30 protein-coding genes, 1 tRNA gene and 1 pseudogene are annotated in these 26,475 nt (G+C 70.7%); 13 read left to right on the forward strand and 19 right to left on the reverse strand.

Going from position 1 to position 26,475, the window contains the following annotated elements; translation table 11 throughout:
- The first annotated feature begins 108 nt into the window (after window positions 1-108).
- Both P3T34_RS01585 and P3T34_RS01590 read left to right on the forward strand, forming a co-directional pair.
- A complete protein-coding gene (locus P3T34_RS01585; protein WP_280664135.1) occupies window positions 109-612 on the forward strand; it encodes an N-acetyltransferase in 504 nt (167 codons plus the stop codon).
- Window positions 613-757: 145 nt separating this feature from the next.
- Window positions 758-1,216, forward strand: a complete 459-nt coding sequence (locus P3T34_RS01590; RefSeq protein WP_280664136.1) for a DoxX family protein — start codon at window positions 758-760, stop codon at window positions 1,214-1,216.
- Between the two features lie 132 nt (window positions 1,217-1,348).
- Here P3T34_RS01590 and P3T34_RS01595 read toward each other — a convergent pair whose 3' ends face one another.
- The 4 genes from P3T34_RS01595 to P3T34_RS01610 form a co-directional block, all read right to left on the reverse strand.
- On the reverse strand, window positions 1,349-1,762 hold the full coding sequence (locus P3T34_RS01595; protein WP_280664137.1) for an SRPBCC domain-containing protein: 414 nt from the start codon (window positions 1,760-1,762) through the stop codon (window positions 1,349-1,351).
- 60 nt (window positions 1,763-1,822) lie between these two features.
- On the reverse strand, window positions 1,823-2,161 hold the full coding sequence (locus P3T34_RS01600) for a helix-turn-helix domain-containing protein (RefSeq protein ID WP_280664138.1): 339 nt from the start codon (window positions 2,159-2,161) through the stop codon (window positions 1,823-1,825).
- On the reverse strand, window positions 2,158-2,622 hold the full coding sequence (locus P3T34_RS01605; protein WP_280664139.1) for an SRPBCC domain-containing protein: 465 nt from the start codon (window positions 2,620-2,622) through the stop codon (window positions 2,158-2,160). The genes P3T34_RS01600 and P3T34_RS01605 overlap by 4 nt, the downstream gene beginning before the upstream one ends.
- A gap of 435 nt (window positions 2,623-3,057) precedes the next feature.
- A complete protein-coding gene (locus tag P3T34_RS01610; RefSeq protein WP_280664140.1) occupies window positions 3,058-3,801 on the reverse strand; it encodes a restriction endonuclease in 744 nt (247 codons plus the stop codon).
- Between the two features lie 233 nt (window positions 3,802-4,034).
- On the opposite strand from P3T34_RS01610, the gene P3T34_RS01615 reads away from it, so the two are divergent.
- Window positions 4,035-4,268: a hypothetical protein gene (locus tag P3T34_RS01615; protein ID WP_280664141.1), complete on the forward strand. Its 234-nt coding sequence runs from the start codon at window positions 4,035-4,037 to the stop codon at window positions 4,266-4,268.
- Between the two features lie 392 nt (window positions 4,269-4,660).
- Here the strand turns inward: P3T34_RS01615 and thpR are convergent, their stop codons facing one another.
- Together thpR and P3T34_RS01625 are read right to left on the reverse strand one after the other, a co-directional pair.
- On the reverse strand, window positions 4,661-5,278 hold the full coding sequence (gene thpR, locus P3T34_RS01620) for an RNA 2',3'-cyclic phosphodiesterase (RefSeq protein WP_280664142.1): 618 nt from the start codon (window positions 5,276-5,278) through the stop codon (window positions 4,661-4,663).
- Between the two features lie 67 nt (window positions 5,279-5,345).
- On the reverse strand, window positions 5,346-5,618 hold the full coding sequence (locus tag P3T34_RS01625) for a hypothetical protein (protein ID WP_280664143.1): 273 nt from the start codon (window positions 5,616-5,618) through the stop codon (window positions 5,346-5,348).
- 101 nt (window positions 5,619-5,719) lie between these two features.
- On the opposite strand from P3T34_RS01625, the gene P3T34_RS01630 reads away from it, so the two are divergent.
- Entirely contained in the window at window positions 5,720-6,070 is a 351-nt protein-coding gene (locus P3T34_RS01630) for a hypothetical protein (RefSeq protein ID WP_280664144.1), read from the forward strand.
- 212 nt (window positions 6,071-6,282) lie between these two features.
- Here P3T34_RS01630 and P3T34_RS01635 read toward each other — a convergent pair whose 3' ends face one another.
- Window positions 6,283-6,612, reverse strand: a complete 330-nt coding sequence (locus tag P3T34_RS01635; protein ID WP_280664145.1) for an antibiotic biosynthesis monooxygenase — start codon at window positions 6,610-6,612, stop codon at window positions 6,283-6,285.
- A gap of 69 nt (window positions 6,613-6,681) precedes the next feature.
- Here P3T34_RS01635 and P3T34_RS01640 point away from each other — a divergent pair, with 69 nt between their 5' ends.
- Window positions 6,682-7,296: a TetR/AcrR family transcriptional regulator gene (locus P3T34_RS01640; protein WP_280664146.1), complete on the forward strand. Its 615-nt coding sequence runs from the start codon at window positions 6,682-6,684 to the stop codon at window positions 7,294-7,296.
- Window positions 7,297-7,441: 145 nt separating this feature from the next.
- Entirely contained in the window at window positions 7,442-7,966 is a 525-nt protein-coding gene (locus P3T34_RS01645; RefSeq protein ID WP_280664147.1) for an AAA family ATPase, read from the forward strand.
- Window positions 7,967-8,118: 152 nt separating this feature from the next.
- Here P3T34_RS01645 and P3T34_RS01650 read toward each other — a convergent pair whose 3' ends face one another.
- The 3 genes from P3T34_RS01650 to P3T34_RS01660 all read right to left on the reverse strand — a co-directional run bounded on the left by P3T34_RS01650 (window position 8,119) and on the right by P3T34_RS01660 (window position 12,031).
- Window positions 8,119-8,748 carry a class I SAM-dependent methyltransferase gene (locus P3T34_RS01650; protein WP_280664148.1) on the reverse strand — a complete coding sequence of 210 codons (630 nt, stop codon included), beginning with the start codon at window positions 8,746-8,748 and terminating at the stop codon, window positions 8,119-8,121.
- Between the two features lie 162 nt (window positions 8,749-8,910).
- Window positions 8,911-10,464: a DUF4173 domain-containing protein gene (locus tag P3T34_RS01655; protein WP_280664149.1), complete on the reverse strand. Its 1,554-nt coding sequence runs from the start codon at window positions 10,462-10,464 to the stop codon at window positions 8,911-8,913.
- 223 nt (window positions 10,465-10,687) lie between these two features.
- Window positions 10,688-12,031 (reverse strand): cation:proton antiporter, encoded by a 1,344-nt coding sequence (locus P3T34_RS01660; RefSeq protein WP_280664150.1) that lies wholly within the window; start codon window positions 12,029-12,031, stop codon window positions 10,688-10,690.
- 236 nt (window positions 12,032-12,267) lie between these two features.
- On the opposite strand from P3T34_RS01660, the gene P3T34_RS01665 reads away from it, so the two are divergent.
- Window positions 12,268-13,005: a VOC family protein gene (locus P3T34_RS01665; RefSeq protein ID WP_280664151.1), complete on the forward strand. Its 738-nt coding sequence runs from the start codon at window positions 12,268-12,270 to the stop codon at window positions 13,003-13,005.
- A gap of 418 nt (window positions 13,006-13,423) precedes the next feature.
- On the opposite strand, the gene P3T34_RS01670 is transcribed toward P3T34_RS01665, so the two are convergent.
- Complete coding sequence (locus P3T34_RS01670) at window positions 13,424-13,807, reverse strand: beta/gamma crystallin domain-containing protein (RefSeq protein ID WP_280664152.1); 384 nt, start codon at window positions 13,805-13,807, stop codon at window positions 13,424-13,426.
- Window positions 13,808-14,237: 430 nt separating this feature from the next.
- Between P3T34_RS01670 and P3T34_RS01675 the strand changes: the two genes are divergently transcribed.
- On the forward strand, window positions 14,238-14,891 hold the full coding sequence (locus P3T34_RS01675; protein ID WP_280664153.1) for a hypothetical protein: 654 nt from the start codon (window positions 14,238-14,240) through the stop codon (window positions 14,889-14,891).
- Window positions 14,892-15,080: 189 nt separating this feature from the next.
- On the opposite strand, the gene P3T34_RS01680 is transcribed toward P3T34_RS01675, so the two are convergent.
- Together P3T34_RS01680 and P3T34_RS01685 are read right to left on the reverse strand one after the other, a co-directional pair.
- Window positions 15,081-16,037, reverse strand: coding sequence for a serine hydrolase domain-containing protein (locus P3T34_RS01680; RefSeq protein ID WP_280664154.1), 957 nt, complete (start codon window positions 16,035-16,037; stop codon window positions 15,081-15,083).
- A 51-nt stretch (window positions 16,038-16,088) separates the two neighbouring features.
- A complete protein-coding gene (locus tag P3T34_RS01685) occupies window positions 16,089-17,711 on the reverse strand; it encodes an NAD(P)/FAD-dependent oxidoreductase (RefSeq protein WP_280664155.1) in 1,623 nt (540 codons plus the stop codon).
- Window positions 17,712-17,925: 214 nt separating this feature from the next.
- Here P3T34_RS01685 and P3T34_RS01690 point away from each other — a divergent pair, with 214 nt between their 5' ends.
- Together P3T34_RS01690 and P3T34_RS01695 are read left to right on the forward strand one after the other, a co-directional pair.
- Window positions 17,926-18,663 (forward strand): NUDIX domain-containing protein, encoded by a 738-nt coding sequence (locus P3T34_RS01690; protein ID WP_280664156.1) that lies wholly within the window; start codon window positions 17,926-17,928, stop codon window positions 18,661-18,663.
- Window positions 18,660-19,145, forward strand: a complete 486-nt coding sequence (locus P3T34_RS01695) for an NUDIX hydrolase (protein ID WP_280664157.1) — start codon at window positions 18,660-18,662, stop codon at window positions 19,143-19,145. Before P3T34_RS01690 ends, P3T34_RS01695 begins: the two co-directional genes overlap by 4 nt.
- Before the next feature lie 265 nt (window positions 19,146-19,410).
- Here the strand turns inward: P3T34_RS01695 and P3T34_RS01700 are convergent.
- Window positions 19,411-19,502 (reverse strand) — tRNA-Gln (locus tag P3T34_RS01700).
- Window positions 19,503-19,625: 123 nt separating this feature from the next.
- The gene (locus P3T34_RS01705) at window positions 19,626-20,615 is read right to left on the reverse strand and encodes a transposase (protein WP_280664158.1); all 990 of its coding nucleotides are present in this window, start codon (window positions 20,613-20,615) and stop codon (window positions 19,626-19,628) included.
- Between the two features lie 591 nt (window positions 20,616-21,206).
- Between P3T34_RS01705 and P3T34_RS01710 the strand changes: the two genes are divergently transcribed.
- Complete coding sequence (locus tag P3T34_RS01710; protein ID WP_280664159.1) at window positions 21,207-21,413, forward strand: hypothetical protein; 207 nt, start codon at window positions 21,207-21,209, stop codon at window positions 21,411-21,413.
- Between the two features lie 12 nt (window positions 21,414-21,425).
- A pseudogene (locus P3T34_RS01715) lies at window positions 21,426-21,830 on the forward strand (CHAP domain-containing protein); the annotation flags it as partial.
- Window positions 21,831-21,837: 7 nt separating this feature from the next.
- On the opposite strand, the gene P3T34_RS01720 reads toward P3T34_RS01715, so the two are convergent.
- Window positions 21,838-22,893 (reverse strand): porin PorA family protein, encoded by a 1,056-nt coding sequence (locus tag P3T34_RS01720; protein WP_280664160.1) that lies wholly within the window; start codon window positions 22,891-22,893, stop codon window positions 21,838-21,840.
- On the opposite strand from P3T34_RS01720, the gene P3T34_RS01725 reads away from it, so the two are divergent.
- Window positions 22,892-23,062, forward strand: a complete 171-nt coding sequence (locus P3T34_RS01725) for a hypothetical protein (protein WP_280664161.1) — start codon at window positions 22,892-22,894, stop codon at window positions 23,060-23,062. The genes P3T34_RS01720 and P3T34_RS01725 overlap by 2 nt on opposite strands.
- Window positions 23,063-23,079: 17 nt before the next feature.
- Here P3T34_RS01725 and P3T34_RS01730 read toward each other — a convergent pair whose 3' ends face one another.
- The 3 genes from P3T34_RS01730 to P3T34_RS01740 all read right to left on the reverse strand — a co-directional run bounded on the left by P3T34_RS01730 (window position 23,080) and on the right by P3T34_RS01740 (window position 26,065).
- Window positions 23,080-24,048 (reverse strand): aminoglycoside phosphotransferase family protein, encoded by a 969-nt coding sequence (locus P3T34_RS01730; protein WP_280664162.1) that lies wholly within the window; start codon window positions 24,046-24,048, stop codon window positions 23,080-23,082.
- A gap of 58 nt (window positions 24,049-24,106) precedes the next feature.
- The gene (locus P3T34_RS01735) at window positions 24,107-25,204 is read right to left on the reverse strand and encodes a MerR family transcriptional regulator (RefSeq protein ID WP_280671768.1); all 1,098 of its coding nucleotides are present in this window, start codon (window positions 25,202-25,204) and stop codon (window positions 24,107-24,109) included.
- 186 nt (window positions 25,205-25,390) lie between these two features.
- Window positions 25,391-26,065: an SUMF1/EgtB/PvdO family nonheme iron enzyme gene (locus tag P3T34_RS01740; protein WP_280664163.1), complete on the reverse strand. Its 675-nt coding sequence runs from the start codon at window positions 26,063-26,065 to the stop codon at window positions 25,391-25,393.
- Window positions 26,066-26,475 lie beyond the last annotated feature (410 nt).

The raw sequence follows: 26,475 nt of genomic DNA on the forward strand, positions 1-26,475 counted from the left end.
AGACGCGTTGGCGCTCTCGTGCAGTCCCGCTCGTCGGCCTCTCCGACGAACCAGAGCGATCATAAATCCAGGGGAACAAGCGCCCGCGCGGTGCTACGGTCGGGCGCCATGAGCTGGCTTCCCGATGACTTCGTCCACCCCGTCCTTGTACCGCTGCCCGGCGGCGGCCATCACCTGCGGCCGATCCGGGAGGCGGACACCCCGCTCGACTATCCAGCCGTGATGGGCTCGCGCGAGCGGCTGTGGACCATCTTCGGCCCGGCCTGGGGTTGGCCCGCGGCCACCATGACCTACGAGGCCGACCAGGCCGACCTGTTGCGGCACGAGAAGGAGATCGCCGCACACCAGTCCTTCAACTACGCGCTGTTCGACGCGGCGGAGACGGCCCTGCTCGGCTGCGTCTACATCGACCCGCCGGAGCGGACCGGCGCGGACGGCGAGATCTCCTGGTGGGTGGTGGACGAGCTGGTGGGCAGCAAGGTCGAGCAGTCCCTGGACGCGCTGGTGCCGCAGTGGATCGCCGCCGACTGGCCGTTCGAGCAGCCGCGCTTCATCGGCCGCGAGATCTCCTGGTCGAGCTGGCTCGCGCTGCCGGCGCACCCCGACGCGTAACACCCGGTCGAGGCCCAGGGGCCAAGCTTGGAGGCCTCGTCAGGAGAGGATTCGAGAATTCCGCAGGAGGGGCTGAACGCCGGTGCGGTCGGCTGCGTACCAGCAGTCGACATGTCCAGAACACCTCAGCCATCAAGGAGTTCCGATGTCCTTCAGCACCGGTACCGACTCGCTTGCCGAGCAGGCCAGGCCGCACGCCACGGCCTTACTGCGGATCGTCACCGCTCTGCTCTTCTGCTGCCACGGCGCGTCCTCCCTGTTCGGGGTGCTGGGTGGCGCCCACGGCCACTCCGTGCCCGTCGGGCAGTGGCCTGGCTGGTGGGCCGCGCTGATCCAACTGGTGGGCGGTGCACTGGTCCTGGTGGGCCTTGGCACCCGGCCGGCAGCCCTGCTCTGCTCCGGTTCGATGGCCTACGCCTACTTCTCGGTGCACCAGGAGCACGCGCTCTGGCCGATCCAGAACGGCGGTGAGCTGTCCGTGCTGTTCTGCTGGATCTTCCTGTCCATCGCCGTCAGCGGAGCGGGCAGCGCCTCGCTCGACCAGTTGCTCCGGCGCGGTCGGGCCGTCGGCGGGACCGCGCCGATCCCGGCCAACGCCGGCTGACCGGACCCGCCTCACCCTCCACAGCCCCAGCTGAAGCGCACCGTCTCGCCTGGCTTCCAGCTGGCAGGCGTGCACGACCGCCCGCAGGTCTCGGCATGATGCCGAGACCTGCGGGCGGTTCCTTCAATGAGCTCAATGCCAGTTGCTGATCCTCACGTCGTCCGGCGCGGGCTCGCCCTTGCCGGTCTCGACGAGGTGCTTGAGGCTCATCAGGAAGGTCGCCCACTTGGTGCTGCAGTGGTACATGAACTCCACCGGCTCCCGCCAGCCCTCGTGCCGGAACAGGACGATCGTGTACTCGTCCTCCTGTTTGAGGTCGAAGCCTACCTTCGTACCGATCCACTCCTCGGGCCCGTCGACGACCTCCCAGAGCACACGCTCGGCGGGCTTCGCCTCCAGCACCTTCATGTCGAAGCCACCGGGGGCGAAGCGGAATCGGAGCACGCCGCCGACATCGCTGTCGCCGTCCGTGTCCTTGGTCCACCAGTTCGCAAGCCCGTCGACCGTGGTCAGTGCGGCGTATACCTCGTCGGGAGACGACGTCACGCCGATCCTGTGCAAGATGTCCACCATCTCGATCCCTCTCTCCCTCTCTCTCGTGAGGACTCAGTCCTCGCGGCTGCGCTGGATCGCCTCCGCGATCCGCTTGATGCGGTGCAGTCGTGCGTCCCAGGCCGCCCCAACCGATGACAACTGCGCCACCGCGCGGGCGAGCTGGGCCTCGTCCACGTCGTAGCGGCGCTCGCGCCCCGAGGGCGTGTCGTGGACCAGCCCGACCCGACCGAGGACGCCGAGGTGCTTGGCGACCGCCTGCCGGGTGACCGGCAGCCGCTCGCTGAGCGTCGTCGCCGTCCCGCCACCGTCGGCCAGCAGCAGGTCGAGCATCCGCCTGCGTATGGGATCCCCCACCGCGGACCAGAGCTCGTCGTCCACCGCTGCGCTCACCGGGTCGACACCACCTTGGCGGCGTAGCCGACCAGGCGCGGCAGGAAGTAGTCCCAACCCCGGGCGTGGTCCTGGTACATCTCCTCGAGCACGGCGGCCTCCCAGCCGCCCTCCCGGTACCCCGCCTCGGAGAAGCGCAGCAGCGTGCCCGCACCGGACGGCTCCAGATCGAAGGTCACCAGCAGCGAGTTACCCGCCCTCGCGGTCTCCCCCTCCTCGTAGACCCACCGGAATGAGAACCGCCGCGGCGGATCGGCCTCCACCACCGTGAGCGGCGCGACCTTCATGTCCGGCGAGGCGCTGCTCCCGAAGCTGACGGATCCGGTAGCCCCCGGCACCGCCTTGAGTTCGACCTCGTCGGGCCACCACTCCCGCAGGTGCTCCGGCGTGGTGATGACCTCGTAGACCACCTCGGGGGTGGCCTCGATGTGGATCTCCCGCTCGATGCTGCCGTACTCCATCACCGCTCCTCGTCCACACTCACGCAACCTTTGGTTGCATGTAACGGTAGACCGAAGCCCGGCCATGTGCAACCTTTGGTTGCTTGTACCTGGCAAGGCTGTCCCGGTGCGCGTGCGCGTGCGCTACCTACGCGGCGCCTCCGGCCGTTCCGGCGCGGATCCACCGCGGGTCGTTCGCCCCGACACCGAACGGCTCGTCCTCGTCCTCGTCCTCGTCCTCGTCCTGGCAGTCGTGGAGGCGGTCCTCGAGCCAGTCGTCCGCGCCACCTGCAGCACGGTGCGGCGGGGCGGATCGCCCTCGGGCAGATCGCGCAGCGCGCGCTCCACGATCCCGCCCGGGGTGTGCAGTTCTGCGCCTCCTCACCGTGGCCGTCACGGCGGGCGGCGCCGACAGCCGCATCGACGCCGCGTTCGCCGAGCCGGTCTGGCTGACTCCTACCGGCGAGGAGCGGAGGGGGTCCTGCGGGGAGGCGGGGGCGTGGCCGCCTGCCACATGGCGACGATGGCCTCCAGGGTGGTGCCGTTCTTCCACATGGCGAGCAGATCGCGGTCAACCAGGGTGATCCGGTGCTTGCGTCCGTAGTGCTCGGCGTCCTTGGTGTAGGCGCAGGAGGCGACGAAGACGGCGATGTCGGCGTGGTGCTCGGGGCGGGCGGTGCCTACGAAGGTCTGCATCTCCCCTGAGCGGACCTTGCGATGGGGTGCGTAGCGCTTGCACTGGATGACGATCTTGGCGCCGGTGGGAGTGTGGGCGATGACGTCGGCACCGAGGTCGCCGCGGCCGCCGACGGTGTGGACCCCGGTGAGGCCGTCGCGGCGGCACAGGGCGGCGACGTGGTGCTCGAACTCGGTGCCGGTCATCGCGTCGACCGCGGCCAGGGACTTCTCGCGGCGCAGCTGTTCCTGTTCCGTGGGCCATGCCTGGTGGCCGGCGGTCGCTGCGCGGTGCGCGGTGTAGAGGCGGGTGGCCCACCGGGTCGCGGCGGCGAGTAGGAGGACGAGGGCCGCGGTCCACCACAGGCCGGGGTCGGTGGCGACGGCGAGCAGCAGGACGGCCGCGATCACGGTGGCGGCGGCGCGGGCGGGGTGGCGGCGCACTGCCCGGTAGAGGAGCGCTTGGGCGGTCTTCTTGGGCTTCCTGGCCGTGCGGCGCCTGACGGTGCGCGAACGCGGTGGCACCCGCGCCCCCTCTCCCCCGGTGATCGGCCAGCGGTGCGCTGGACCGCCCCAGGTTCGGGTGCGCCGGCTGGGGCGTACAAGAGCGCACGGGAGCACAGGGCCGCAGCAGGACGGCCTAACGGCACAACCGGGCAGCCGCAGGTCTGTGCCCGATCGGGCACAGACCTGCGGGGAACCTCATATTCCGCTCAAGCGGAAGCCAATCCCGCTCAGGTGGGTCGTACACTCGCGTCATGCCTGCCAGACAGGTCGAAGGCGTCACCCGGGGGGTTGCCATGAGCAAGATCCGTACAGCACTGCAGACGATCGGCCATGCGGTGGCCCAGGTCGCCAAGGCGCGCCCCGCCTCCCCGGACGCCAGGCCTGTCGCCCCGTCGCCGGAGGCGGCCTATGCGACGTTCCGGTCCGACCTCAACAGGATGTCGCGGGGTGGCGGCAACGGCCCCTTCATCGGCGGCGGCTTCTAGACCCGGACAGGACCTGGGGCACCGGCGCCCCACCCGCTGGGAAGTGTGCGAGACGGGCGGGGTGCTGTAGACGTGGAGGCGGCTGCGGCCGGGCCGCCTCCACCGCTACGGTGAGCCGTCAGCCCGGGCGGACGCGGAGCGGGAACACGACCACCGGCAGCCGTGCACAGCCCTGCGTCGGCCGGCGCCCACGCCCCCAAGCGCCGACCCGTTATGGAGCCGGCCCGTTATGGAGGGGACCGGCCCATTCGGGCCGGGCCAGGGCGGGGACAACGAACCCGAGGACAGCAAACCTGGCCTGACCCGGCCCGGCGCAGCGCTACCCCGATCCGGGGTTCCGTCATCAACGGACCGTCACACAACCGCCCGCCCACCCAGGCGCTCGCCGTCGGCTACAGCTCGGTGAGAGCGCCGTCGCCCCCAGCCCGGACGGCGGCGGCCAATCGCCACGCCTCGATGTCGCGATAGTGGATCGGCCCGGGGCCACGGCCGATGTTGCTGCCGACAAGGTGGAGACGTTCGGTCCACCAGGGCCGTCCCACGAACCCGGTGAGCCCGGCCGCGGCCTGCGGCACGCTGGTGGGATCGTCGCGGCGCGACCGTGCCAGGGTCAGATGGGGGCGCAGCGGGCGGTCCCTGAACTCGATCCCGCAGGACCTGACCAGGTCCCGGACGTCGGCGGCGAGCAGGTGCAGTCCCTCCAGGTCCCCCTCGATCCCGCTCCACAGCAGTCGTTGGTCGAAGTCGCCGCCGCCCCGCAATCTCAGGCGCAGGGCGGGGTGCGACGCGGTCCGACCGGCCAGCGCCGACCGCAGCAACGGCACTGCCGTGGACGGCAGTTCACCGAGGAAGGCCAGTGTGATGTGCCAGTCCTCGATCCGGTTCCACCGCAGCCGCGGGTACCTGGCGTAGGCAGGCTGCAGGGCGCGGGCCAGTTCGTCCTTGGCGTCGTCGGGCGGAGCCAGTGCCACGAAGAGGCGCAGGGTCGAGGGCTCGGAGTGATCGTCCACGAAGGGGGAGGTTAGCCGAGGACAGGTCGCCTGCGCTCGCCGGGGCCGACGCGCCGATCGTCGCCCGCTACTCCGCTGCGGCCGCCGCAACCACGAACCAGTGGGCCGGCAGCGCGACCCGGGCGCCGTCCGGGCGGCGCCGGCTCATCGCGAGGTCGCACTCGCCCTGGTCGAGGATCTCCAACCCTGCGCCGCGCAGCAGCTCGGGCAGTTCCCCTGGAGCGACTTCGGCTGGGCGCAGTTGGTGCTTGCGCACCTGTCGCAGCTTCTCCGGCCGGCCACCCGGCCGTTCGGCGACCTGTTGGAGCACCGCCTTGGCGGCGGCGGTCGGCTCGACCACGCCCCGGACGGCGGATAATGGCCGAGCCGCAGACCGGATGCGTCGGCGGCACCGATCGATGGAGAGGCAGAGGACGGATGACCCTGGAGAAGGGCCGGCGCGTGAGGCTGGCTGAGGACCTCGGGATCGGTGAGGCTGTCGCCGGGGAGCCCGAAGCCGTCGTCGGATTTCTCTCGCTGGGAGCCGGGATCGAGGGCACCGTCGAGCACGTGGACGGGGAGCTCGCGGAGAGCGAGGAGGTCCGCGAGTACCAGCGGCTCAGAGCGCTGTTCGAGGACTACGGGCACACCATGCCGGCGGCGAGCCGGGAGCGGCTGGAGACGGAGATCGCCGCGCTGGAGCCGGAGTGGGCCGCGTATCAGGAGCGCGGAAGGCGGGTGACGGTCCGGGTCCGGTGGGACAACGGCTTCGTCCTGGACGGGGCGCACCAGGACATCCTCACCCCACTGTGAAGGAGGACGCCCTGGCGCCACGGCGGCCAGACCCGGCTGGTTCTCCCACCTGGCCGGCGCCCAGCCGGCAGGACGGGCGCCGACGAACCCGTTCCCGGAGAGGCACAGCACCCGCGCGTCCAGGCCGCCTCGGCTCGCGCGGCGCCGCTGCCTGTGATGCGCTCACCCCGGCCGTCTGTGGGTGATGGACCGTAACCACCCCGAGTGAGCGGTCAGATCGTCCAGTCGATCGGGTAGTTGACGATGGGGATGAAGACGACGCCGGCCTTCTCGGTAATCGCCCGGGCGTCCACGGTCATCTCCGTGAGCCGGCTCATCTGCTCTGCGTGCTCGTCGGACTCCCAGATGCTGACGTTGACCAAGGAACCGTCGGGCGAGGTAGCCCAGTGGTAGCTGATCAGGCCGGGAAGTTCCTTGATGGCCGGAATCAGGAAGCCGCTGATCGCCGCGGTCGCCTCCTGGACTTCCGGGAACCGGGCGGGATCGAAGTTGCCGCGTGAGACGCGGACGACCGCGGTCGGAGGGATCGGGCCGGTGGTCACAGTAAGCCCCCTGGGATACTTACGATATGATGGAGCATCAGAATATAATGTTCGCCGGGAGGATGTCCAGTGAGCCCTGTCGCACCGCGGCCTGCGGGGCGGCCGCGAGACCCCGAGCTGGACCGGGCGATCCTGGCAGCGGCCGAGCAGCAGCTCCGCGAGGCCGGCTACGCCGGGATGTCCCTGGAGTCGGTAGCAGCCGCCGCCGGCACGACAGTCCCTACCGTGCGCCGCAGGTTCCACGGCAAGGCCAGTGTGGCCGTCGCGGTCATCGACTCGCTGCGGGTCGAGAGCATGCCCGCCGAGTCAGGGCCGCCCCGCGGCCGCGCCCTCGCGGTCCTGCGGAACTTCCGTGCCAACCTGCTGCGCAGCAACTCCATGGCGGTGGTCGGCACGCTGCTGGCCGAAGAGCACCGCCATCCGGAATTGCTCGCCGCCTTCCGCCGCCGCTTGGTCGAACCGCGCCGAGAAGCGCTGCGCCAGGCCCTGGCCGAGGGCATCAGCTCCGGGCAACTGCCGGACTCAGCAGACCCCGACGCCCTCGCCAGCATGCTGATCGGTTCGTTCTACGCACGGTATATCGCCACCTCCGACATCCCCGATGACTGGGCAGAACGGACCCTGCGACACGTGTGGCCAGACGCCCCGCAGCGCACAGCCGCGCTTCAAGTCCACCCCCGATAACGGCACTTTGATCGTTCCAAGTCTCGTGTCACTGCTCTGTGCAGCGTCCTGACAGCGAGTCCGACTCTTCGCGATGTTCTGCTGTGCCAGTTCTGTGACGTGATTGCCACCAGACCGCGGCCTGAACACCGCTAGCGTCAGGCCCATGATCGTATGGCTCAACGGCACCCACGGCGCAGGCAAGACGACGACCAGCACCCTCGTGCAGCAGTTGATCCCGGATTCACGGGTGTTCGACGCCGAGAAGGTCGGCGAGACGCTCATGGACATCACGCCGGGGCTGCCCGAAACGGACAACTTCCAGCACTGGACGCCGTGGCGGCCACTCGTGGTCGAGACCGCCCGCCGCGTGCTCGACTACACCGGCGGGACTCTGGTGATGCCGATGACTGTCCTGGTCGAGCAGTACTGGCGCGAGATCAGCACGGGCCTCGCCCAACACGCCATTCCGGTACGGCACTTCGTCCTCCACGCCGACCAGGAGACCCTCCGCGGGCGCATCGCAGGGGACACTGTTGTCGGTCCCAACTCCTGGTTCCGCCTCAAGTACCTTGAGCCCTACGCCGAGGCGGCCCGCACGTGGCTGCACAGCGAGGCCGAAGTCGTCGACACCACGCACCTCACGCCCGCCCAGGCCGCCCTGCAGATCGTGGAGGCCATCAACGGCTGAGGCTTGATCACGGCCCTCTTGGACATAGCGGCCCGGAATTGGACACCGAGACGCGGAACCTGGGTGCGCGACCCGGGCCAGGCTCACCAGGGGTGAACGGGGCCGTTATCCGGGCTCCAGGGGACGCCCACCCCGACGGACGCGGCCATGCTCTAGCGGAGGCGGGCCAGCACGTGGGCATCGAGGAAGCCCCGATCAGAGGCCGGGTCGTGAAGCAGCCGGGCGAACGTGACAAGCCCGGCTCCGGCCAGCAGCTCGGCGAACCGGTCCGCCGGCCAGCTATAGGCGGGCGTCACCTTGTGGTCGAAGCGGACCGGCTCGGGCGCGTCGGTCGCGAAGAACGAGACCAGGAGCAGGCCACCCGGTGCCAGGACACGCGCCTGCTCGGCCAGCAGCGCGGGTAGTTCCCCAGGAGGAGTGTGGATCATCGAGTAGTGGGCCAGCACGCCACCGAGCGCGCCGTCCTCAACTGGAAGGGCCTCCATCCGCGCCTCGTCGAACTGCAGCGCCGGATGAGCCCGCCGGGCGTGGTCGACCATCGCTGGGGAGAGGTCGAGCCCGAAGGCATCCAGCCCCAGGTCGTGCAGCATGGCCGTCAGATGCCCGGGCCCGCAGCCGACATCGGCCGCCCGCAGGTTCCCCGTCCCGCGCACCAACTCGGCAAAGGTACCGATCATGTTCCGTGAGAACGGCCGCGTCTCCAGCCGATCAGCGAACATCGACGCATACAGCTCGACGACCCCGTCGTAGGCCGCCCTGGTCTCGTCCTGGTGTTCCACCACGGGAAGAAAGCTAACACCGAAGCTCACACCCGCCGTTCGCAGCTCTTCTCCCGCCCCGTGCCGAATCCCGCGCCCGTCGCCGCGGACGCTGACCACCACCCGGCTCCGCAACGAGGCCGGAAGGAATCGCGCGCTTCTACCGACGGATCTCCGGCGCGGCACCTAGCAGGACATCGGCTCGCCGTCCTGCGGCGGGCGGGCGCGCAGGATGTCCCGCGCCCGGTCCTCCGCGACGCTGATCGCGTACCAGGGCGCCGGCGAAGCGGCCAGGTCCCGGCCGATCAGCTCCAGCGCGCAGGACCGCGTGCCGGACGGGAGCCGATCCAGCGCCGGGACCGCGTCGGCCGAGAGCCCGCGGACGTTGCGCAGATCAAGTTGCCCGGTCTGCTCGAAGCGGGCCACGTTCTGCTCGGCGACCACTGCGTCCGGACGCACCAGGCCGTACCCCGCCACCGCCACCACCGCGCTCAGCATCACCGCACGCGGCAGCCACTCGGCCGACCTCGTCAGGCCGGCCACCAGGACGACCAGGAACACCACGCCCAGCCATGCCTCCACCCCGAGCACGCAGAGCCGCAGCCGCGTCAGCCCGGAGGCGTCCACATAGAACTGCATCCGGCGGATCGCCGAACAGACCACCACGAGGGTGAGCCCACTGAACGTACTGAGCAGCACCTTCACCATCAGACGTTCCGCTGCGGTGGTGCGGGGCGCCCAACGCCTGGCCAGGGCGACCACGACCAGCGCGAGCAGCGTCACCCAGAGCAACTGCCAGAAACCCTGTCGGGCGTACACCGACGGGCTGACCCCGGTGTGGCGCACCAGCCCCTGGTAACCGACGAAGAACACGAACACCTGCACCCCGGCGAAGATCGCGAAGAGCAGGTTCAACGCGACCACCGGCACCGCCCACTCCAGTCGGCCGCGCTCGCGGCCCGGCCCGACCGGCAGACGGTCCCACCGGAACGGGGCCGACCCGGTGCGGGCCACCGAAAGGGCGACGGCCAGGCCCAGCACCAGCAGCGCCACCCGCAGCGGCACCTGACCGAGATCCACGCTCGGCGTCAGATCCCCCAGCAACTGGCCGACGGCCTCATCGGCCCCGGCGAACAGCGCGCCGAAGACCGCCACCAGGACGAGTGCGACCAAGGACGCTCGAAGCACCGGCAGCACCCGGTCCCGGCCCGGGTAGGACCGCCCCCGCACAGCCTTGAGCGCCCAGGACGGAGCTTGCAGCAGACCGGCCGCCAGGCCGAGCGGTGCCAACAGCACCCCCGCCCACCGGCGCCCGCCCTGCAGGGCCAACGCGCCCGCCGTGACAGCCAGCAGCACCGCCAGCAGCACTGGCCCACCGGCCGCCGACACGACCGGGACGACGAGCAGCACCAGCGAAGCCAGCGCCCAGGTCACCGTCCACGCCCGGGGCCGCCGGCCACCTGCCCGGGCCCGGGCGGCCAGCCCGCCGCCGACCGCGCACACCAGCGCGCACAGCAGCAGGTTGACCCCCACCCCGTCCCCCAGCACCACCGTCGCCAGCACTCCGCAGACGGCCGCCGCGACCAGCATTCCGAGAGTCGGCGCCCGCAACGTGCCGGGCTCGACGGCCTTCAGCCAGTCGGCTCTCCTACTCGCCTTCGGTGGGCCCACCGGCCACGCGGGCCGGTCCCAGGCCCACGGCCCGTCACCGGTCGGCAAGGGTGCAGACGAATCGGACATGAGTCCCCCTCAGAAGTCATCAGAAGTCATCGGACAGACGGAGTCCGCGCATGGCGAAGTCCGTCGTCAAGCGCCGAAGCGGCGCGCGCGACCACCGTGACTCTAGGTCAATCAAGACCATTTTGAACAGGTTCAAATCTAGCTCGGACGGCTGTGTCACCGACCTGTGACACAGCCCGGCAACCGCCAGGCAAGCGCCAGGGACGGTGCGGGTGAGCGGTCGTCAGGCCGTCGCCCGGCGGGCAGACGGACCAGCGACGGCGACGGCCGACGCCGCCGGTGGGGAAGGGCGGTCGGGCGGCTGGTCGGGCGGCTGGTCGGCGGGTGGGTCCGCCGGTGGGTCCGAGCCGGGCCCGCGGCCGGCCCGCTCGCTCGCGGCGGCGTAGCGCGCGGCCAGCGGCCCGTACGTCAGGCCGTGCAGGACCAGACTCATCAGCACGGTCATCGTCATCACCTGGCCGACCAGGTCGGCGGCGTGCGGTTCGAGGGGCGCGAGCGCGATGAAGGCGAGCAGGCCGAAGACGATGGACGCCGGACCGCGCGGCCCCAGCCAGGCCAGCAGCAGCCGGTCGGCGGGGGCCAGGCCGCTGCCCGTCAGGCTGAGCAGGACCGGGAGGATTCGCACCACGGTCAGCGACAGGGCGGCGTAGGCGACCACCCGGCCGTCGAAGTCGCCGGTGAACGCCTGGGTGACGAGCTGTCCGAAGACGAACCAGAGGGCCAGGGCGAGCAGCGCCCCGGTGTCCTCCACCAGGTGCAGGGTCTTGGGCGGTAGCGCCCGCGAGTACGGGGTGAAGCACAGGCCCGCCACGAACGCGGCGACGAAGCCGTTGCCGTCGAGTTCCAGCGCCAGCGCGTACGCCATCAACGGCAGCGCGAGGATCCCGAGCCGGGCCGCGGCGGGGCGGGTCCAGCCCGACCGCCAGGCGCGCCGCAGCAGCCAGCCGCCGGGCTTGCCGACCAGGACGCCCGCGATCACCGCCCACATCAGCATGCCGAGCGCCTCCCCCAGCGAGTCGGAGGCGGGCTCGGGGACGCCGCCGTGCGCCTCGGCGCCCGCCAGGCAGAGCAGGAAGACCGGCGCGACGACGCCGTCGTTCACCCCGCCCTCGACGGTGAGCACGCCGCGCAGCCAGGACGGCAGCCGGGCGTCGCGGATCAGCTGGTCGGCCGGGGCGAGGTCGACGGGCACGGTCACCGCGGCGAAGAGCGCGGCCAGCCACCAGTCGACGTCCGGGAACAGCAGACGTCCCGTCAGCACCCCGGCGGCCAGGGTCAGCGGCAGGGCGATCACCAGCAGTCGGGCCAGCAGCCCGCGCTGGCGCCGGACGACACCAGCCGGCACCTCGGTGGCGTCGACGAACAGCAGCACCGCGAGGATGATCTCGACGGCGTGTTCGGCGTCGGAGGTGGTCAGGCTGATCCGTACCAGGGGGTGCGGCCCGACGGTCAGGGCCACGCCCGCGGCGGTCATCGCGACGGGCGCGGTGATGCTCCAGCGGGTCAGTCGGCCGGCCACCACGGCCCAGACGAACAGGGTCCCCATGCTGACCAGCAGCGCGATCACACGCGTACCTGTCTTCCCCCGGTCGCGGCCGGACGGCAGTGGAGCGGACACGATGCTAACGACCCTGGCGGCTCTTGACCCCGAGGCGGGCCGCGCTGGAGGCGAACGCGGTGAAGTCGTCCCCGCGGGCGTGTGTCGATGGCGGGCCGAGCTGATCGCCAAGCTCCGTACGTGGTCGGGCACATGTCCGGTCGGGACGGCCCGAGTCGGCGGCAGCAGCTTCTAGGATCTGGGGTATGGCAACAAGACTCGTGCAGATCAATATGAAGGCTCAGGACGACTCCGTGCTCGGCCGGTTCTGGGCGCAGGCACTCGGTTGGGGCGTCGACAGCGAGGGGCCCGGTGTGACCAACCTCGAACCCGTGGGCTTCGCCTACCCCGACCCCGCGGCCGTCTGCATCGACATCGTCACCCGGCCGGAACCAAAAACGGTGAAGAACCGGGTGCACCTTGATCTGGCCACCACCTCGACCGCCCATCAGGCGGAGCTGGTCGCGCGCCTGAAGGATCTCGGCGCGACGCTCGCCGACGTGGGTCAGGGCGATGTCCCCTGGACGGTCATGGCCGACCCGGAGGGCAACGAGTTCTGCGTCCTGGAGCCCCGTCCGATCTACCAGGACACCGGGCCGATCGCCGCGGTGGTGGTCGACTGCACCGACCCACGAGCGATGGCCCGGTTCTGGGGCGAGGCGATGGACTGGACGCTGCACGAGGTCACCGACGACTACGCGGGCATGCGCTCCGCCCAAGGCGTCGGCCCCTACCTGGAGTTCGTCCGCACCCCCGACACCAAGCGCGGGTGGAACCGCGTCCACCTCGACGTCCGCCCCTACCCCGGTGACGACCTGGCAGCAGAGGAAGCCCGACTGCGCGCCCTGGGCGCCACCGACCCCGGTATCGACCAGTCCGCAATCTCCTGGACAGTTCTGGCCGACCCGGAAGGCAACGAGTTCTGCCTCCTCACCCCGCGCTGACCTCGACCAACGGCTCCGGCCGATTTCAGGTCAGCGACGAAGCCCACGTGCGCAGCTCCGCCTGAGCGCCACCCCCGTGCTCGGATCGAGCACGGTACCCGACCATGCTCGCTGGGTGCCGCGCTCGGTTTCAGGCCGGCTTGCACCGCTCTGTGGAGACGGGAGCCCGGGGCGACTCGGCCGACCGGTCACCGTGCCTGGACAGGGACACCGGCCAGCGCCTGCGCCCGCCTCGCGAAGTCCTTCGCGGACACCGTGGTAAGGCGCTGCGAGGGAACCTCGCGCGGCGCCCCCGACAGCGTCATCCCCGGCCCACGAGCCGGAGCCGGGGCTTCGCAGCCCGACGCGAACAGCTGCCCCCTTTGTCAGGGGGCAGCTGGATCTCTGGTTCCCGGAGCTCAGCGCGGGGCGGTCTTTGTCACGTGTTGATATCGAGCCTGCCGATGCAGAATGGCTCGCCTGCGGCCCATGTCGACCCGGGCGGCATCCCCGGTGCGTAAAAAGGTGCGGACCCACCAGCGCATTGGCCGTTCGCCCACGTAAAAGCTATCCAGTTGTTTCCGCTGTTGACCCACTGCACGTTAGTCGTGTACATATCGTGAGACCCCGTGAGACTGGGGAAGCACTCGTCGGTGCCGTCGTAGCGGTGAATGTCCACAGCGCCATTCGAGCAATTACTGGCATAAGCGGGGCGGAGGCTGGTGCTGGTACTGGCGTGTGCGGCTGCTGGCACAACCGCGAGTAGGAGTCCGCCGGCGACTGCCATGGCCAGTGCTGCAGCTTTCTTCGTCGCGCTGCTCATCTTCCATCTCCTTGGACTAGTCGGGTCAGCTGCCCCGGAATGGGCGACCACGACCGATTGAAGCCGGAAGCTCCATGCATTCTCTATATGGCTCTGACAAGATTTTCGTAGCGTCGGGACGTTTGGTCCTGGCAGGTTGCCGGAGCCGGGTGGACGCTGTGACTGTGTGACATCGATGTGAGTGTGCTGTTGCCTTGTCTTGCGGCGGTCGACGTGGTGGCCGTCGAGGTCGAGGGAGATTTGTTGTGCGTTACTGCGTGGCCGCGGGCGGCGCCGGCTCCAGGCGCTCGGGGTGGCCTGATAGCCGGGGCACGGATCGCATGATCACGCGGTCCGCGGGCGCCAACGTCGCAGGCCCCCTCTGGTTCGCCCACGTCCCGATGTGGTGAGATGTGCGCTCACGGTCATGGGTCGTTGGTGGGGGTGCGATGTGCTGAGGAGTGGACGGCTGCTCGCGCTGGACGAGGACGCGGTGCAGCTCGCCGCCGCAGGCCTGGTTCGGCTGAGTGTGCAGGAGTGGCTGGACGGAGCGGCGGGGGCGGCGGCGTGGCGGATCCGCGCGGCTTCGTTCGCGCACGCGTGGCTGGCGTTCGGTGAGCTGTCGGCGCCGGGCCTGCGGGTGCCGGCCGAGCCCGTCCTGCGGTCACTCGTTCACCGGGCCGCAGAGCTGCTCCTGCAGGTCCGCGGCGGGGACGGTCCGGCCGCGCTGGAATGGCTGGGCGTGCGGTCGGCCGAAGTCGGCGAGCAGGCCCACCGGGCACACGTGGCACACCCGGCCGAGTCCACGGCCCTCACCCTGGTCTGGCACGGCGTCCAGGCTCTCACCGCGGAAGGCGGGTGCAGCCACGGCCGGCGCATCGACGACAGGTGTGAGGCGTACATCCGTGAGCGGCACCGCCGCCAGGACACCCTCGCCCTGATGCTGGCCTGCGCCCGACTGGCCGCCGCCGCCCTGGTCGAGCTCAGCGACCAGGATCCGGGCCAGGCGGGCGAGCGGCTCGAGGAGCACGCGGCCCGGTCCATGCCGCTCGACGGCCCCGCGCCACTGTGGGTACCGGGACGCCCCCGGCAGCCGGCCTGCTGAGCACCGGCCGGCCTGCGCGCTGTGATGGCGGGACCAGGCTGCTCCTGTCAGCACCGTCCGGGGGGCGCGGGCGGCGGCGTGCCGCGCCCCGGTGGAGGCGCTCGGCCGGATCAACGAACGGCGGCGCGGGAGGGCACGGCCGGACGCTGGTGCGCCGGCTCCTGCCACCGCGCTCGCTCCGCCGAGGTGTCAGGCGGCGAAGCCGTCGACCTCCTCGGCGATGTCGTCCCCGGTCAGGGGATGCTGCATGTCGCTGAGCAGTCGCGCCAGGGCGGGGAGGGCGTGCTCCTGGGCGGCGAGGGCCACGCTCACGTAGTCCCGGTCCGGGACGAGGACGATGGCGGCCCGGTAGCCCGGCAGTCGCCCGTTGAGATACATCTGGCCCGACGGTCCAAGGGCCCAGCCGAGCCCGTAGGCCATGGGGTCGTCGGACCGGGTGCGCGGACGGCGGATCTCGTCCAGCAGGGCCCGGTCGGCGAGCAGGCTCTCGCCGACGGCAAGCAGCTCCGAGACCGAGGACCACAGGCCGCCGCTGGGCCGACGGGTGCGCGGGTACCCGCTCAGCGGGACTTCGGTCGTGCCGTCCCACCCGGCGACGGCCACCGCCGGGGTCTCGAAACCCGTCCGCGCGAGGTCCCAGGGGGCGAGCAGCTCTCGGCCCAACGCGCTCTCGTACGTCGTGCCGCCCACGGCTGCCAGGACCGCGCCGGCCAGGAAGTAGTTGCCGTTGTAGTAGGACCACCGCCGGCCGGGCTCCCGCTCGTTCCCGGCGCGGACCACCAGCCGGGCGGCCTCCAGGAGCGCTTCGTCGCCGTCCCCGAGAGCCGCCACCGTCGCCGCGTCCACCGATTCACGCAGACCGGAGACCTGCCCCAGGATCTGTTCGACGGTCAGGCCTTTGTCGGCCCGCCAGTCGGCCGCGAGGCCGGGCAGCAGTTCGACGACGGGGGTGGCCAGTGGGACGCGCTTGTCCCGCAGCGTGCGGAGCAGCGCCGTGGCGGTGAAGACCTTCGTCAGCGACGCGATCCGGAAGCACGAGTCGTCTGTCACCGTGTCCGGCCCCTGGGCGGCCGTCGTGCGCACACCCGCCAGCGACGAGCCCGCCACGACGGCCGGGGCATCACGAAGGGTTATCTGTTCTGCCATCAGCTGCTGAGGATTCACAACGCGCATGGTAGCGAGGCTGTTCGGGCCGCATCACCGGCCGAGCGCTGCCATCGCGGCGTTGTGTCCGGGGATGCCGCTGACGCCGCCGCCGCGCACCGCTCCCGCGCCGCAGAGCAGGACGTTGGCGCGGGTGGTGGCCACGCCCCAGCGCGCGCCCGGGCCGTCGTCCGCCGCAGCCTCCTCGGCGAAGGGGAAGGCCAGGTCGCGGTGGAAGATGTTGCCGCCGGGCAGGCCCAGGTCCTGCTCCAGGTCGAGTGGGCTGCGGGCCTCGATGCAGGGCCGACCCTCGGCGTCCAGTGCCAGGCAGTCCGCCAGCGGCTCGTCCAGGACGCCGTCGAGCTGGGCGACGACGGCGGCGAGCGCCGTGGCCCGCACCGCGTCGTGGTCCGAGCCGGCGAACAGCCGGGCCGGCAGGTGGAGTCCGAAGAGGGTCAGGGTCTGGTACCCCTGCTCGCGCAACTCGGGGCCGAGGATCGACGGATCGGTGAGCGAGTGGCAGTAGATCTCCGAGGGTGCGACCGAGGGCACCGAACCGTTCGCCGCCTCCCGATAGGCGGTCTCCAACTCCCGGTAGGACTCCGCGATATGGAAGGTCCCCGCGAAGGCGGAACGCGGGTCGACCGTACGGTCGCGGAGCCGGGGCAGCCGGGTGAGCAGCATGTTCACCTTGAGCTGCGAGCCCTCCGGCGCCGGTCCGGACGGTGCGTCGCCGAGCAGCCGGGCCAGGGTGGTCGGTGCGGCGTTGCACAGGATCTGGTCGGCGGCGACGGTGTGCTCCGTCCCGCCCACGCTCTGGAACACCACTTCGGCGCGGACCCCGTCCGACTGAATGGACGTCACCTCACACTCCGTCAGGATCTCGACGCCTGATGCCCGCGCGGTCGCGGCCAGGGCGTCGGTGAGCGCGCCCATCCCGCCGACCGGAACGTCCCAGTCGCCGGTGCCGTTGCCGATGACGTGGTAGAGGAAGCAGCGGTTCTGGCGCAGCGAGGGGTCATGGGCGTGGGTGAAGGTCCCGATCAGGGCGTCGGTCAGCACCACGCCCCGCACCAGGTCGTCCGCGAAGGCGGCCTCGACCGCCTCGCCGAGCGGACGTTCGAACAGGGCCTCCCAGGTCGCGTCGTCACCAACCCGCCGGCGCAGCTCGGTTCGGGTGGGCAGTGGCTCGGTCAGGGTCGGGAAGACCGCTTCGGCCACGCCGGCGGTGCGTCCGTAGAACTCCCGCCAGGCGTCGAACTCCCGGTCCGAGCCGGTCAGCTGACGGAAGGCGGCAGCGGTGGCCGCTTCGTCGCCGTTGTCGACCAGCAGTCCGGTCGGCCGGCCGTCGCGCAGGGTGGGCGTGTAGGAGGAGATCCGGCGCCGGCGCAGCTCCACCCCGAGCCCCAGCTCGGCCATGATCTTCCGGGGCAGCAGGCTGACCAGGTAGGAGTACCGCGACAGCCGGGCGTCCACGCCGGTGAACGCCCGGGCGGAGACGGCCGCGCCACCGGTGTGCCCGAGCCGTTCCAGCAGCAGCACGCTGCGTCCGGCCCGCGCCAGGTAGGCGGCGCCGACGAGTCCGTTGTGCCCACCTCCGACGACGACCGCGTCGTAGCGGGTACGGGCGGGGGCGGCGGGGGCAGGGGCAGGGGCAGCGGCGCGGTGATCGGTCATGACCCCCGTCCTACCAGCCCGCGCCTCGGACGGCGAGAGGGTCCGCAGAGATCCGGCCGCCGCCCCCCAGCAGGGGCCCGGGCTCCGGCGGGGGCTCGGGCTCCGGCTCCGGCTGGGGCTGTCGCTCGTTCGAGCGCGTTCTCTTGGAATCCGGTGCCGGCGCCTGCCCCGGCCGGTAGCGTCCGGAACCCCTCGACGAGAAGGGTCCGACCACATGACCACCGACTTCACCAGCGCCGACACCATGATCACCAACGGCCGGGGCGAGATCCTGCTCCAGCTGCGGGACGACATCGAAGGCATCTGCTGGCCCGGCTACTGGCACACCCCCGGCGGGGGGCGGGAGCCCGGTGAGAGCCCGTACGAGACCGCCCGGCGCGAGCTGCTGGAAGAGGCCGGGATCGACGTGCCGGGGCTGCTGCCACTGGACGTGGTGCCGTACGGCGACCACGACACCGTCGCGGAACGGTACTTCCACGCGATCTGGGACGGCGACCCGCAAGAGCTGGTGTGCGGGGAGGGACAGGAGCTGCGGTTCGTCCCCCTGGCCGAGGTGCAGGGCATGAAGGTGCCCCCGCACATCAAGGACTACATCCGGCAGCTGGAGGGGCACCTGCGGGTCGGCAAGCCGCGGGTGTGGGCCGAGATCGACCGCGTCCACCGTGAATTCGCCGCACACTGCGAGGCCACCGGTCAGCCCCTGCTGCCGATGATGATGCTCAAGGTCCAGGAGGAGGCCGGCGAGGCGGCGCAGGCGCTTCTGGGCGTTCTCGGCGCCAATCCCCGCAAGGGACACAGCCACTCCATGGAGCAGTTCCAGGGTGAACTGTGCGACGTCATCACGGCTGCGATGGGCGCGCTGCGGGCAACGACCCCGGACGCAGCATCGGTGCTGTCCGACTACACAGCGGCTTGGAGCGCGAAGGCGAAGGCGAAGGAAGGAAAGCAGTGATCCGCAACCCTGAGCACGACTGGCTGTACGAGGGCTACCCGTGCGCTTTTGGGTGGGCGTGCACCTACACCACCGACACCGCCGGGCGCCCGATCATGCTCAAGTCGCGCCACAAGCGCTGGCAGCTGCTCGCGGGCGGCATGATCGACGCCGATGAACTGCCGTGGGAGGCCGCGATCCGGGAGACGATGGAGGAGACCGGTCGCATCCTCACCGGTGATCCGAAGCTCCTGGCCGCCGTCTTCCGTCTGCCTACTGCGGAGTTCCCCACCCGCTTCGGTTACATCTTCGACGGCGGGGTGATGACGGACGCCGAGATCGAGGCGATCGCCCTGGACCCGAGGGAGCACACCGACTACGCGGTGAAGAGCATCGCGGAGTGGCAGCGAATCGTACCGACCTCGCAGTACGACCTCGTGTGCTCCCTGGAGGCCGCGCGCCGGACCGGCGTCGCCGCGTACATCACTACCGCCGTCGACTGACCCGTAGCATCTGCACCTCGTCGGCCTGATCCTCCGGAACAGCCACGGTGTCGCAGGGGGCAGGGGCTCACCAGGTCGAGTCCCTGTCATCGCTGAGGCGGACAGGGGGAAGCCGCTGCGGTTCCTTCGCACCAACAGGTCGCCCTCCATCAGGAGGGCGATCAGCTCACCCGGCGATGCCTCGTCATCTGCGGATCGACACTGCTGTGCTCTGGCCATGCGAAGCGGAGGTGCGGGCTGGGGCAGACGATGGGTCACACGTGGGCGGAGAAGGCAGGATTCGAACCTGCGTGGGCCTCAAGGACCCGACCGGGACCAGAACCCCGGCCCCCGATCAACCACTCCGGGCACCTCTCCCCGGAACCGACCGCCCGCTCGCCGCGGTCCGTCCCTGCGCCACCGACTATCCGGTACAGCCCTGACCCGCTGCTGACCGCTGCCTGACCGTCACGGGCCTCGCGCCCCCGCTCGCCGATCTGCCTACTGGACAGGGTTTGCCCCAGGCTCTCGCGGGCAAGCCGTACTCACGGCTGGCTGCCGCAGGTCGCCTGCGTCCTGCACCGCTAGGCGTGTCGCCTGACGGTGCTGGGGGCTGTTGACTCTGCCCCGCTGCCACACAGCGTCGGCCCGGTGGGCGATGTTGCGGGAGCCTCCCCCAGCCTTCGGCCGGGAGGTGCCCCCTGCGGTCGTGACGATGGTCTTGGAGACGCAGTGATTGGTGTCGGTGGCGAAGCGGGACTCGCGCCGGCGCAGCGCCTTCAGTCGGCGTTTGGCGGATTTGGTGCGCTTGGCCTGCAGGTTGGCGACGGTGGCGCGCATCCGCTTGCGGTACCGGTCCACCCGGCGCCCGGACATGATCCGACCGTCGCTGGTGGTCGCGATGTTGACGATCCCCAGGTCCACGCCGATCCAACCGGTCGGCTCGAACACCGGGGGCTCAAGCAGCTCGACGGTGGCGTACACGAACCACTGGCCGTCCCGCAGCACCAGATCCGACTCGCCCTTACGCGAGGCGAGGAGCTCCAACGCCTGCGGCGAGCACACGAACGGGATGCCCTTGATCCGCCCGGCGACCGTCCAGATGGACACGGTCCGATCGTCCAGGTTCCACGTCAGCATCCGGTCGTCGAACGGCTGCGCCGCGTCCTCGCGAAAGCCGATCGGCTTGGACTCCGCTTTGCGCCGGGCCTTGCCCGCCAGCCGGCCGCTGCGGATGTTCCCCGCGAGCGTCGCGTACGCGTCGCACACCTTCTTGACGGTACGGACCGCCGCCTGCGCACCGAGGTCGAACTCGGCCTTCAGCCGGTAGTACACCTCATCCTGCAGGTCGTTGCGCCGGACCTTCCCGGTCCGGAACGCGATCTCCGAGGCGAGGCGCGCGCCCCGGTTGCAGGCGCGCAGCGTCGCCGCCATCGCATCCGCGTCGTACGCGGACCTAGGCAGCAGCTTCACCTGTGCCACGATCTTCACGCCGAAGACACTAGTAGACCCAAACGGGCCAGCGCAAAACCACGTCCGCACCCCACCGCACTGCGGTCCGCCTGGCGGCGAAACGCCGCAACTCGCCCTGCTACGCAGGCAATCCAATTCCTCCCTGGCCCGAAGGCCAGGGCTTCCTTGGAGGTAATCCGGTGAAGAACGGAGTTGAACGTCCTCAATTTCGGCCCAGTCAACACCCCGGCAGTTGGGCCCGGACCACGACAACGGCGACCCCCGCGAGACGTGCCATCCGCAGGCGAATCGGCAGGCACTTTTGCGGCAGCCGCACCTAGCCGGCACCGACCCTGCTCATCCCGCCCGCTTGCTCGCCCGCCCGCAGCGCTGCCAGGACTCCGGCGACCATCGCGGCACGCCGGACGGCGCGAGCCTGCGAGCGACTCCCAATCCCGCGGGCTCGGCCCGCGCTCTGTCGCAGCCCTTCGCCATGCCATGACGACGCATCCGCATGGCCGACCACGCATGTCTCAGAACGCCTACCGGACCGTTGCACCTCGGTCCCGGCGATCACTCCTCGGCTCGCATCGTGCGAGCCGCCTCATCACCGATCATAGGAGCACCATCGTGTCCCATCGCAGGAGCCGGACGGCTGTCTCGGTCGCTATCGCGCTCGCCGTCCTGCCCGTCTCCCTCACGCTCGGAGCTCAGACCGCCTCGGCCAGCGTGGGCAGCAGCATCAGTGCCATCGCCGCGGCCAACCTCGCCGATGGCCCAAGCAGCGTGAACAGTGCCGGCGGCGTTGGCTACTACACAAGCGCCAACGAGAAGTAGTGCGCAGACTTCGCCAAGTGGGTCTGGAACCAGGACGGTGTCAACGTCAACGGGCTTACCAACGGCGCAGGAAGCTTCGGTCAGTACAACGGCGGGCTGCAGGGAACCCCGCACGTCGGCGACGCCGCGGTCTTCAACTACAACGGCAACGGCTACGCCGATCACGTCTCTATCGTCACTGGCATCAACTCGGACGGCAGCGTCAGCACCATTGGCGGTGACCAGGGCGCGGGCTGGCGGTGTCCGACGGAGCAGGTGGTCTGGATGCCGCGCCCTGCGGCGACCAGGACGGTGGCGGGCGTCCCGCCGGCGCAGCTGCTGGAGAACTCTCGCAGCAGTGCGCCGTCTCAAACGAGATCGCTGCGGCTCACGGGCTGGACGACGACGCCGGGCGACGGTTCGAAGGGCTTCTGCTGATCGACGGTTACTCCTGAGGCGAGAGGTCTTCCCCCGGCGCACGCGCCGGGCGGCGGCGACGGGGGATCAGCAGTGCGCCGAGGACCAGCAGCGCGCCGAGGATGCCGGCAATGATCGGGAGTGTTGTGCCGACCAGCTGGATCGAGTCGCGCCCGTCCTTCGCGTCGCTCACGGCGTCGGACACGGCCTTCGGGGTCTGCCGGTAGTCGACGTCGATGACCGGGAGCAGCGGGACGAGGGAGCCGTCGGGGGCGGTGACCGCGGCCACGCGCTGCTGGGAGCGCTGGACGTCGAGCACCGCACCGGTCTCCGGCTCCACCCAGAAGGTGTCGCTGCCCTGCAGGGTGTACGAGAGCGGGGCCGGATCGCCGAGTGTGGGGAGCAGCGCCGTCAGTTTCTGCTGCTGATCGGGTGTCAGCGGGCCGAACTGGACGAGCAGCTTCAGCTCGCTCTGCGGCAGTGCCTTGGGCAGACCGGCCAGCACCTGCTTGTCGGTGATCCGGGTGGGGGCGGTGTTCGCCTGGTACACGTAGGTCTGCAGGCCGGACCGCTGCTCCGAGCGCGTGTAGGTCACTGGGGCGGTGGTCGCCGTCTCCGGCACCCAGCCGGTGTAGGCCTGCTTCTTGGCGCCGAACGGGAAGCTGATCGTCAGGCCGGAAGCGTCGACCACCGACCAGTTGCTCGGGTGGTGCGTCGAGGGCTCCAGGTTGCGGCGGTCCACCGCGTACTGCCAGGTGGTCTGCTCGACCGTGGTGCCCGCCGCGCTGGTCGTCCGCGCGTCGCTGACCAGCGCGGTGTTCCCCGAGGTCTTCAGCACCTTGACCTGCCGGTCGATGGCGAGCGGGACGTCATGCTTGAGCGCGGTCGCCAGACTGCCCTGGGCCAGCGCCTGGCCGTCGAGCAGCGTCTTGAACGTGCCGGCCAGCGGGCGCTGCGCGTCGACGTTGTCAGGCAGCCGGGCCACGTAGGTCGGAGTGATCCAGAACGCGGTCAGGAACGCGCCCGCGATCAGCAGCGCGCCGACCACCAGGGCGCAGGTACGGAGGATATTCGGTCGTTGCATGCCAGCCACGATCCTCCGCGCCGCGTTCCGCGGCGGGCAGCACCGGGGACACGACGGCCGAGCGGACCCACGGTTCACCCGTCCGGCGGAGCAGGCCCGGCGCCCGCAGCGCGACGACGTCAACACCGCCGTCGCGCACGGGCCGGCTCCGGGTGGGAAGAGGCGATAGCAGCCGCCGGACTCGGCTCAGCCCAGCGTGTCCATCAGGGCGGTGACATAGGCATCCAGCCGCTCCTCCACGGCTCGCGTCGTCAGCTCAGTTCTCCCTGCCTCCCGCCATGGCCGCGCCACCTGCCGCACTTCTTCTGAGCACGCCAGCCCGTCCCGCACCCGCCAGTACAGTCGCTCGCTCGCGGCCGCGGCCAGCACCCCGCCGGCCTTCTCGTACGCCTCGGCGAACCGCAGGCCCCACGCCGGTCCGTGCAGCAGCGCGAGATTGGTGGAGCAGTGCGCGACATCGAGATCCGCCGGGCCCCAGGAGGCCGCTGCCCAGTCGACGACGCCGGTGATCCGGGCACCGGCCGGAGTTGAGGGCGGCACGTCGAACAGCACGTTGCCGGGCTGGAAGTCCCGGTGCAGGAATCGCCCTTCATAGGGCGGCGCGGGCCTGCGGATCACGTCGATCGCCGCGGCCCATGCCGCCGCGTCGGCGCCCTTGGGCGTCACAACGGTGTCGGCGGTCGTCAACGCCACATACTCCCGGGGCCGGGGCTGCTCGGAGGGTCGCAGCGCGTGGATCGCCACGAGTTGACGGGCCAGCAGAGGTACGCGCGTCTCCAATCCCTCATCGTCGAGGACCGTCCGGCCCGCCAGATGTGTCATGAGGAGCGACGGATACTCGCAATGCGCGGCGGTCGGATCAACCGCGACGAGTCCGGGAGCCGGCACGCCGGTCCCTGCAAGCAGGGTCAGGGCGCCGGCCTCCCGGTTCAGCCACTCCTCGGCGTGCTCCAGACGGAACGGGTCGACGAAGGTCCGCAGCACCAGGTCACGGGTACCGCCGTCCCGCGTGCCGATGGTCAGCCTGCGCATGTCGGCAGTGATGCCGCCGTGCAGCGCCTCGATTCCGACGATCCGTTCGCCGACCTCCAGGTGCCGGCTCACCCAAGCCAGTGTCAACGGTCGGACAGCTGCCGCCTCATCATGGTTGGCCACCGTGCCATCTCATCACCCGCACGGCGGCACGTGCAAAAGCCTTGTCGGAGGCGATGGTTCAGGCTATGAGCAGGCGAAGGCCGAGATCTGCCGCGCCGAGGGCGGCGAGGTCGCTGTTGCGCTCGGCCCACCGGCCGGAGTCGAGGTCGTCGCTGAGGCTTTGTACCGCCCGCTGCTCGGTCTGCGGCCCGACCCTCGTCCACACCGACATCGCACGGCGCACGTGATCCTCCAGATACGCCCCCGGTCGGCGCCAGTACGCCTCGAACAGGCCGTCAGCGCAGTCCCACGGGATGGGCACCGGCTCGGCGCGGGCGCCGATCGCGTCGACCATCCCGGCAAGCGAGGGAAATTCTGCGAGGACGGCGGCGAACTCGGGCAGGTAGTCGCGGGTGAGCCAGAACCGGTCCTGCCATCCGGGCTCGTCGGTGTCGAACGTGAGCACCACCACGCGGCGGGCCACGCGCCGCATCTCGCGCAACCCCGCTATCGGGTCCCCCCAGTGGTGCACGGTGGAGACGGCCATCGCGACGTCGAAGGAGTGGTCCTCGAACGGCAGGCTCTCCGCGGCGGCGGCCACGCATGGCGCCGAGCCCGGGGGCCGCTGTCCGCGCATGACCGCCGATGGCTCCACCGCGGTGACGTCGCGATCAGCAGGCTCGTAGGAGCCGGTGCCGGCCCCGACGTTCAGCACCGTCTGCGCGTCCCCGAGCGCGTCCCAGATCTGCGCGGCGATCCGCGGCTCGGTACGCCGCGTCGCGGTGTAGGCCCCGCCGATCGCGTCGTACAGCCGTGCACCGAGCATCTCCAGTTGTTCTTCCGGTGTCACCTTCAGTCCCTTCGCTCGTGCCTCAAGTTCCCTGTCAATGCCCGCGACCATGGCATCGGCGCGATCACGCTGCTCCAGCAGCAGGCCCCGCAGCCGGCGCAGGTGCGCGACCGCGTCGGTGAACGGGTCGCCGACCAGTTCCGCGACCTCCCGCAGCCCGAAGCCCAACCGCCGATAGGCCAGCACCTCCCGCAGCCGCTCCACGTCGCCCGCCGAATAGGCGCGGTACCCGGCCACGGTCCGCGCCGACGGCCGAACGAGCTTGATCTGGTCATAGTGATGCAGCGTGCGGACGCTCACTCCGGCCAACTCGGCCACGCGTCCCACGGTCCAGTAGTCCTCCACGGCACCGACTATGCAGCCTGACGCCACGTGAGGGTCAAGAGCCTCACTCACGGCAGCAAGAGGCGGACGTCGGCTCGACACCGGTCAGGGCACAGCCGACCGTCCAGAGGTGCGCCGCGGGCATCGCGCGGAGTGGCCCTGTGTCTCATCCGACCAAGTCGGCACGGGTCAGCGCAGGGTGGAACGCGCGACGCGGAAGCCCACGTCGTCGACCTGGAAGCTGGGGTGGCTGCGGCGTCGCGCGGAGGCCCGGCAGCTCCAGTGCTCGTCGAACCAGCCGCCGCCACGCAGCACCCGGTAGGCGCCGTAGACCTCGGCGTCGTAGACGTCCCAGCACCAGTTCCAGACGTTGCCGATCATGTCGTAGAGGCCCCACGGGTTGGGCCGCTTGCCACCCACGTCGTGGATCCGACCGTGCGAGTTGCCGCGGTACCAGGCGATCTCGTCAAGCGGCCCGTAGTGCGGTCCCGCGGTGCCGGCACGGCAGGCGTGCTCCCACTCCGCCTCGGTCGGCAGCCGGTAGCCGTCCGCGGACACGTCCCACTCGATGCCTTCGCCGTCGGCATGGAGTCGGTAGGCGGGAGCGAACCCGTCGCGTCGGGACAGGGCATTGCAGAACCGGACCGAGTCCCACCAGGAAACGCCCTCGACCGGCAACCGGTCCCCCTGGGCGGTGCTCGGCCGCTGCTGGGTGATCTGTTCGTACAACGCCTGAGTGACCGGGAACGCTGCGAGTTCGTACGGCGCAAGCTCGACCGACCAGCTGCGCTGCGTCCGCCGGTCCGACAGCGCCACCTGCCCCGGCGGGACAGCGACCATCTCGTTTCCCGCGCTCGCGTCCATAGGTAGGGGACCCTACCGGCACGCCCCTGGGGCAATGTTGTCAAGGGAATCCGCTCTCCGCACACATCACCCTCACGCGCTCCGGGTGCTCCCCGATCGCCGCCCCGATGACCGGGATACCGGGGGGCATCCGGCCACACCGCACGACATAGCGCATGCGAACGATCCCTATGGGTCCCGGCCTTCAGCTGGAGTCGGGCGGATCGTCGGCAGATCGAACCGGTTCAGTCCGACGAAGAGCCGATCTCCCCTGCGGGGGTTGATGTGAGCTTCGCCACGTAGCCGGGAATTGCGTACCCATGTTCGGTTGCGGCATGGTGAAACTTCTGTCAGGCCCCGCGTACGGCCCGCATGTTGGGCGTCAACTGAATACCGATGGTCCGTACGCCGCCCGAACTCCTTGCCCGCAC

Origin of the sequence: Kitasatospora sp. MAP12-44 (genome assembly GCF_029892095.1) — a bacterium.
GTDB lineage: Bacteria > Actinomycetota > Actinomycetes > Streptomycetales > Streptomycetaceae > Kitasatospora.

Coding starts and splice junctions, on each gene's coding strand:
- P3T34_RS01670 (WP_280664152.1), bottom strand. CDS start 13,807: ATGAGCAGCGCGACGAAGAAAGCTGCAGCACTGGCCATGGCAGTCGCC.
- P3T34_RS01685 (WP_280664155.1), bottom strand. CDS start 17,711: ATGACCGATCACCGCGCCGCTGCCCCTGCCCCTGCCCCCGCCGCCCCC.
- P3T34_RS01585 (WP_280664135.1), top strand. CDS start 109: ATGAGCTGGCTTCCCGATGACTTCGTCCACCCCGTCCTTGTACCGCTG.
- P3T34_RS01645 (WP_280664147.1), top strand. CDS start 7,442: ATGATCGTATGGCTCAACGGCACCCACGGCGCAGGCAAGACGACGACC.
- P3T34_RS01680 (WP_280664154.1), bottom strand. CDS start 16,037: ATGGCAGAACAGATAACCCTTCGTGATGCCCCGGCCGTCGTGGCGGGC.
- P3T34_RS01725 (WP_280664161.1), top strand. CDS start 22,892: ATGCCAGCCACGATCCTCCGCGCCGCGTTCCGCGGCGGGCAGCACCGG.
- P3T34_RS01740 (WP_280664163.1), bottom strand. CDS start 26,065: ATGGACGCGAGCGCGGGAAACGAGATGGTCGCTGTCCCGCCGGGGCAG.
- P3T34_RS01605 (WP_280664139.1), bottom strand. CDS start 2,622: ATGGAGTACGGCAGCATCGAGCGGGAGATCCACATCGAGGCCACCCCC.
- P3T34_RS01690 (WP_280664156.1), top strand. CDS start 17,926: ATGACCACCGACTTCACCAGCGCCGACACCATGATCACCAACGGCCGG.
- P3T34_RS01615 (WP_280664141.1), top strand. CDS start 4,035: ATGCCTGCCAGACAGGTCGAAGGCGTCACCCGGGGGGTTGCCATGAGC.
- P3T34_RS01590 (WP_280664136.1), top strand. CDS start 758: ATGTCCTTCAGCACCGGTACCGACTCGCTTGCCGAGCAGGCCAGGCCG.
- P3T34_RS01655 (WP_280664149.1), bottom strand. CDS start 10,464: ATGTCCGATTCGTCTGCACCCTTGCCGACCGGTGACGGGCCGTGGGCC.
- P3T34_RS01720 (WP_280664160.1), bottom strand. CDS start 22,893: ATGCAACGACCGAATATCCTCCGTACCTGCGCCCTGGTGGTCGGCGCG.
- P3T34_RS01665 (WP_280664151.1), top strand. CDS start 12,268: ATGGCAACAAGACTCGTGCAGATCAATATGAAGGCTCAGGACGACTCC.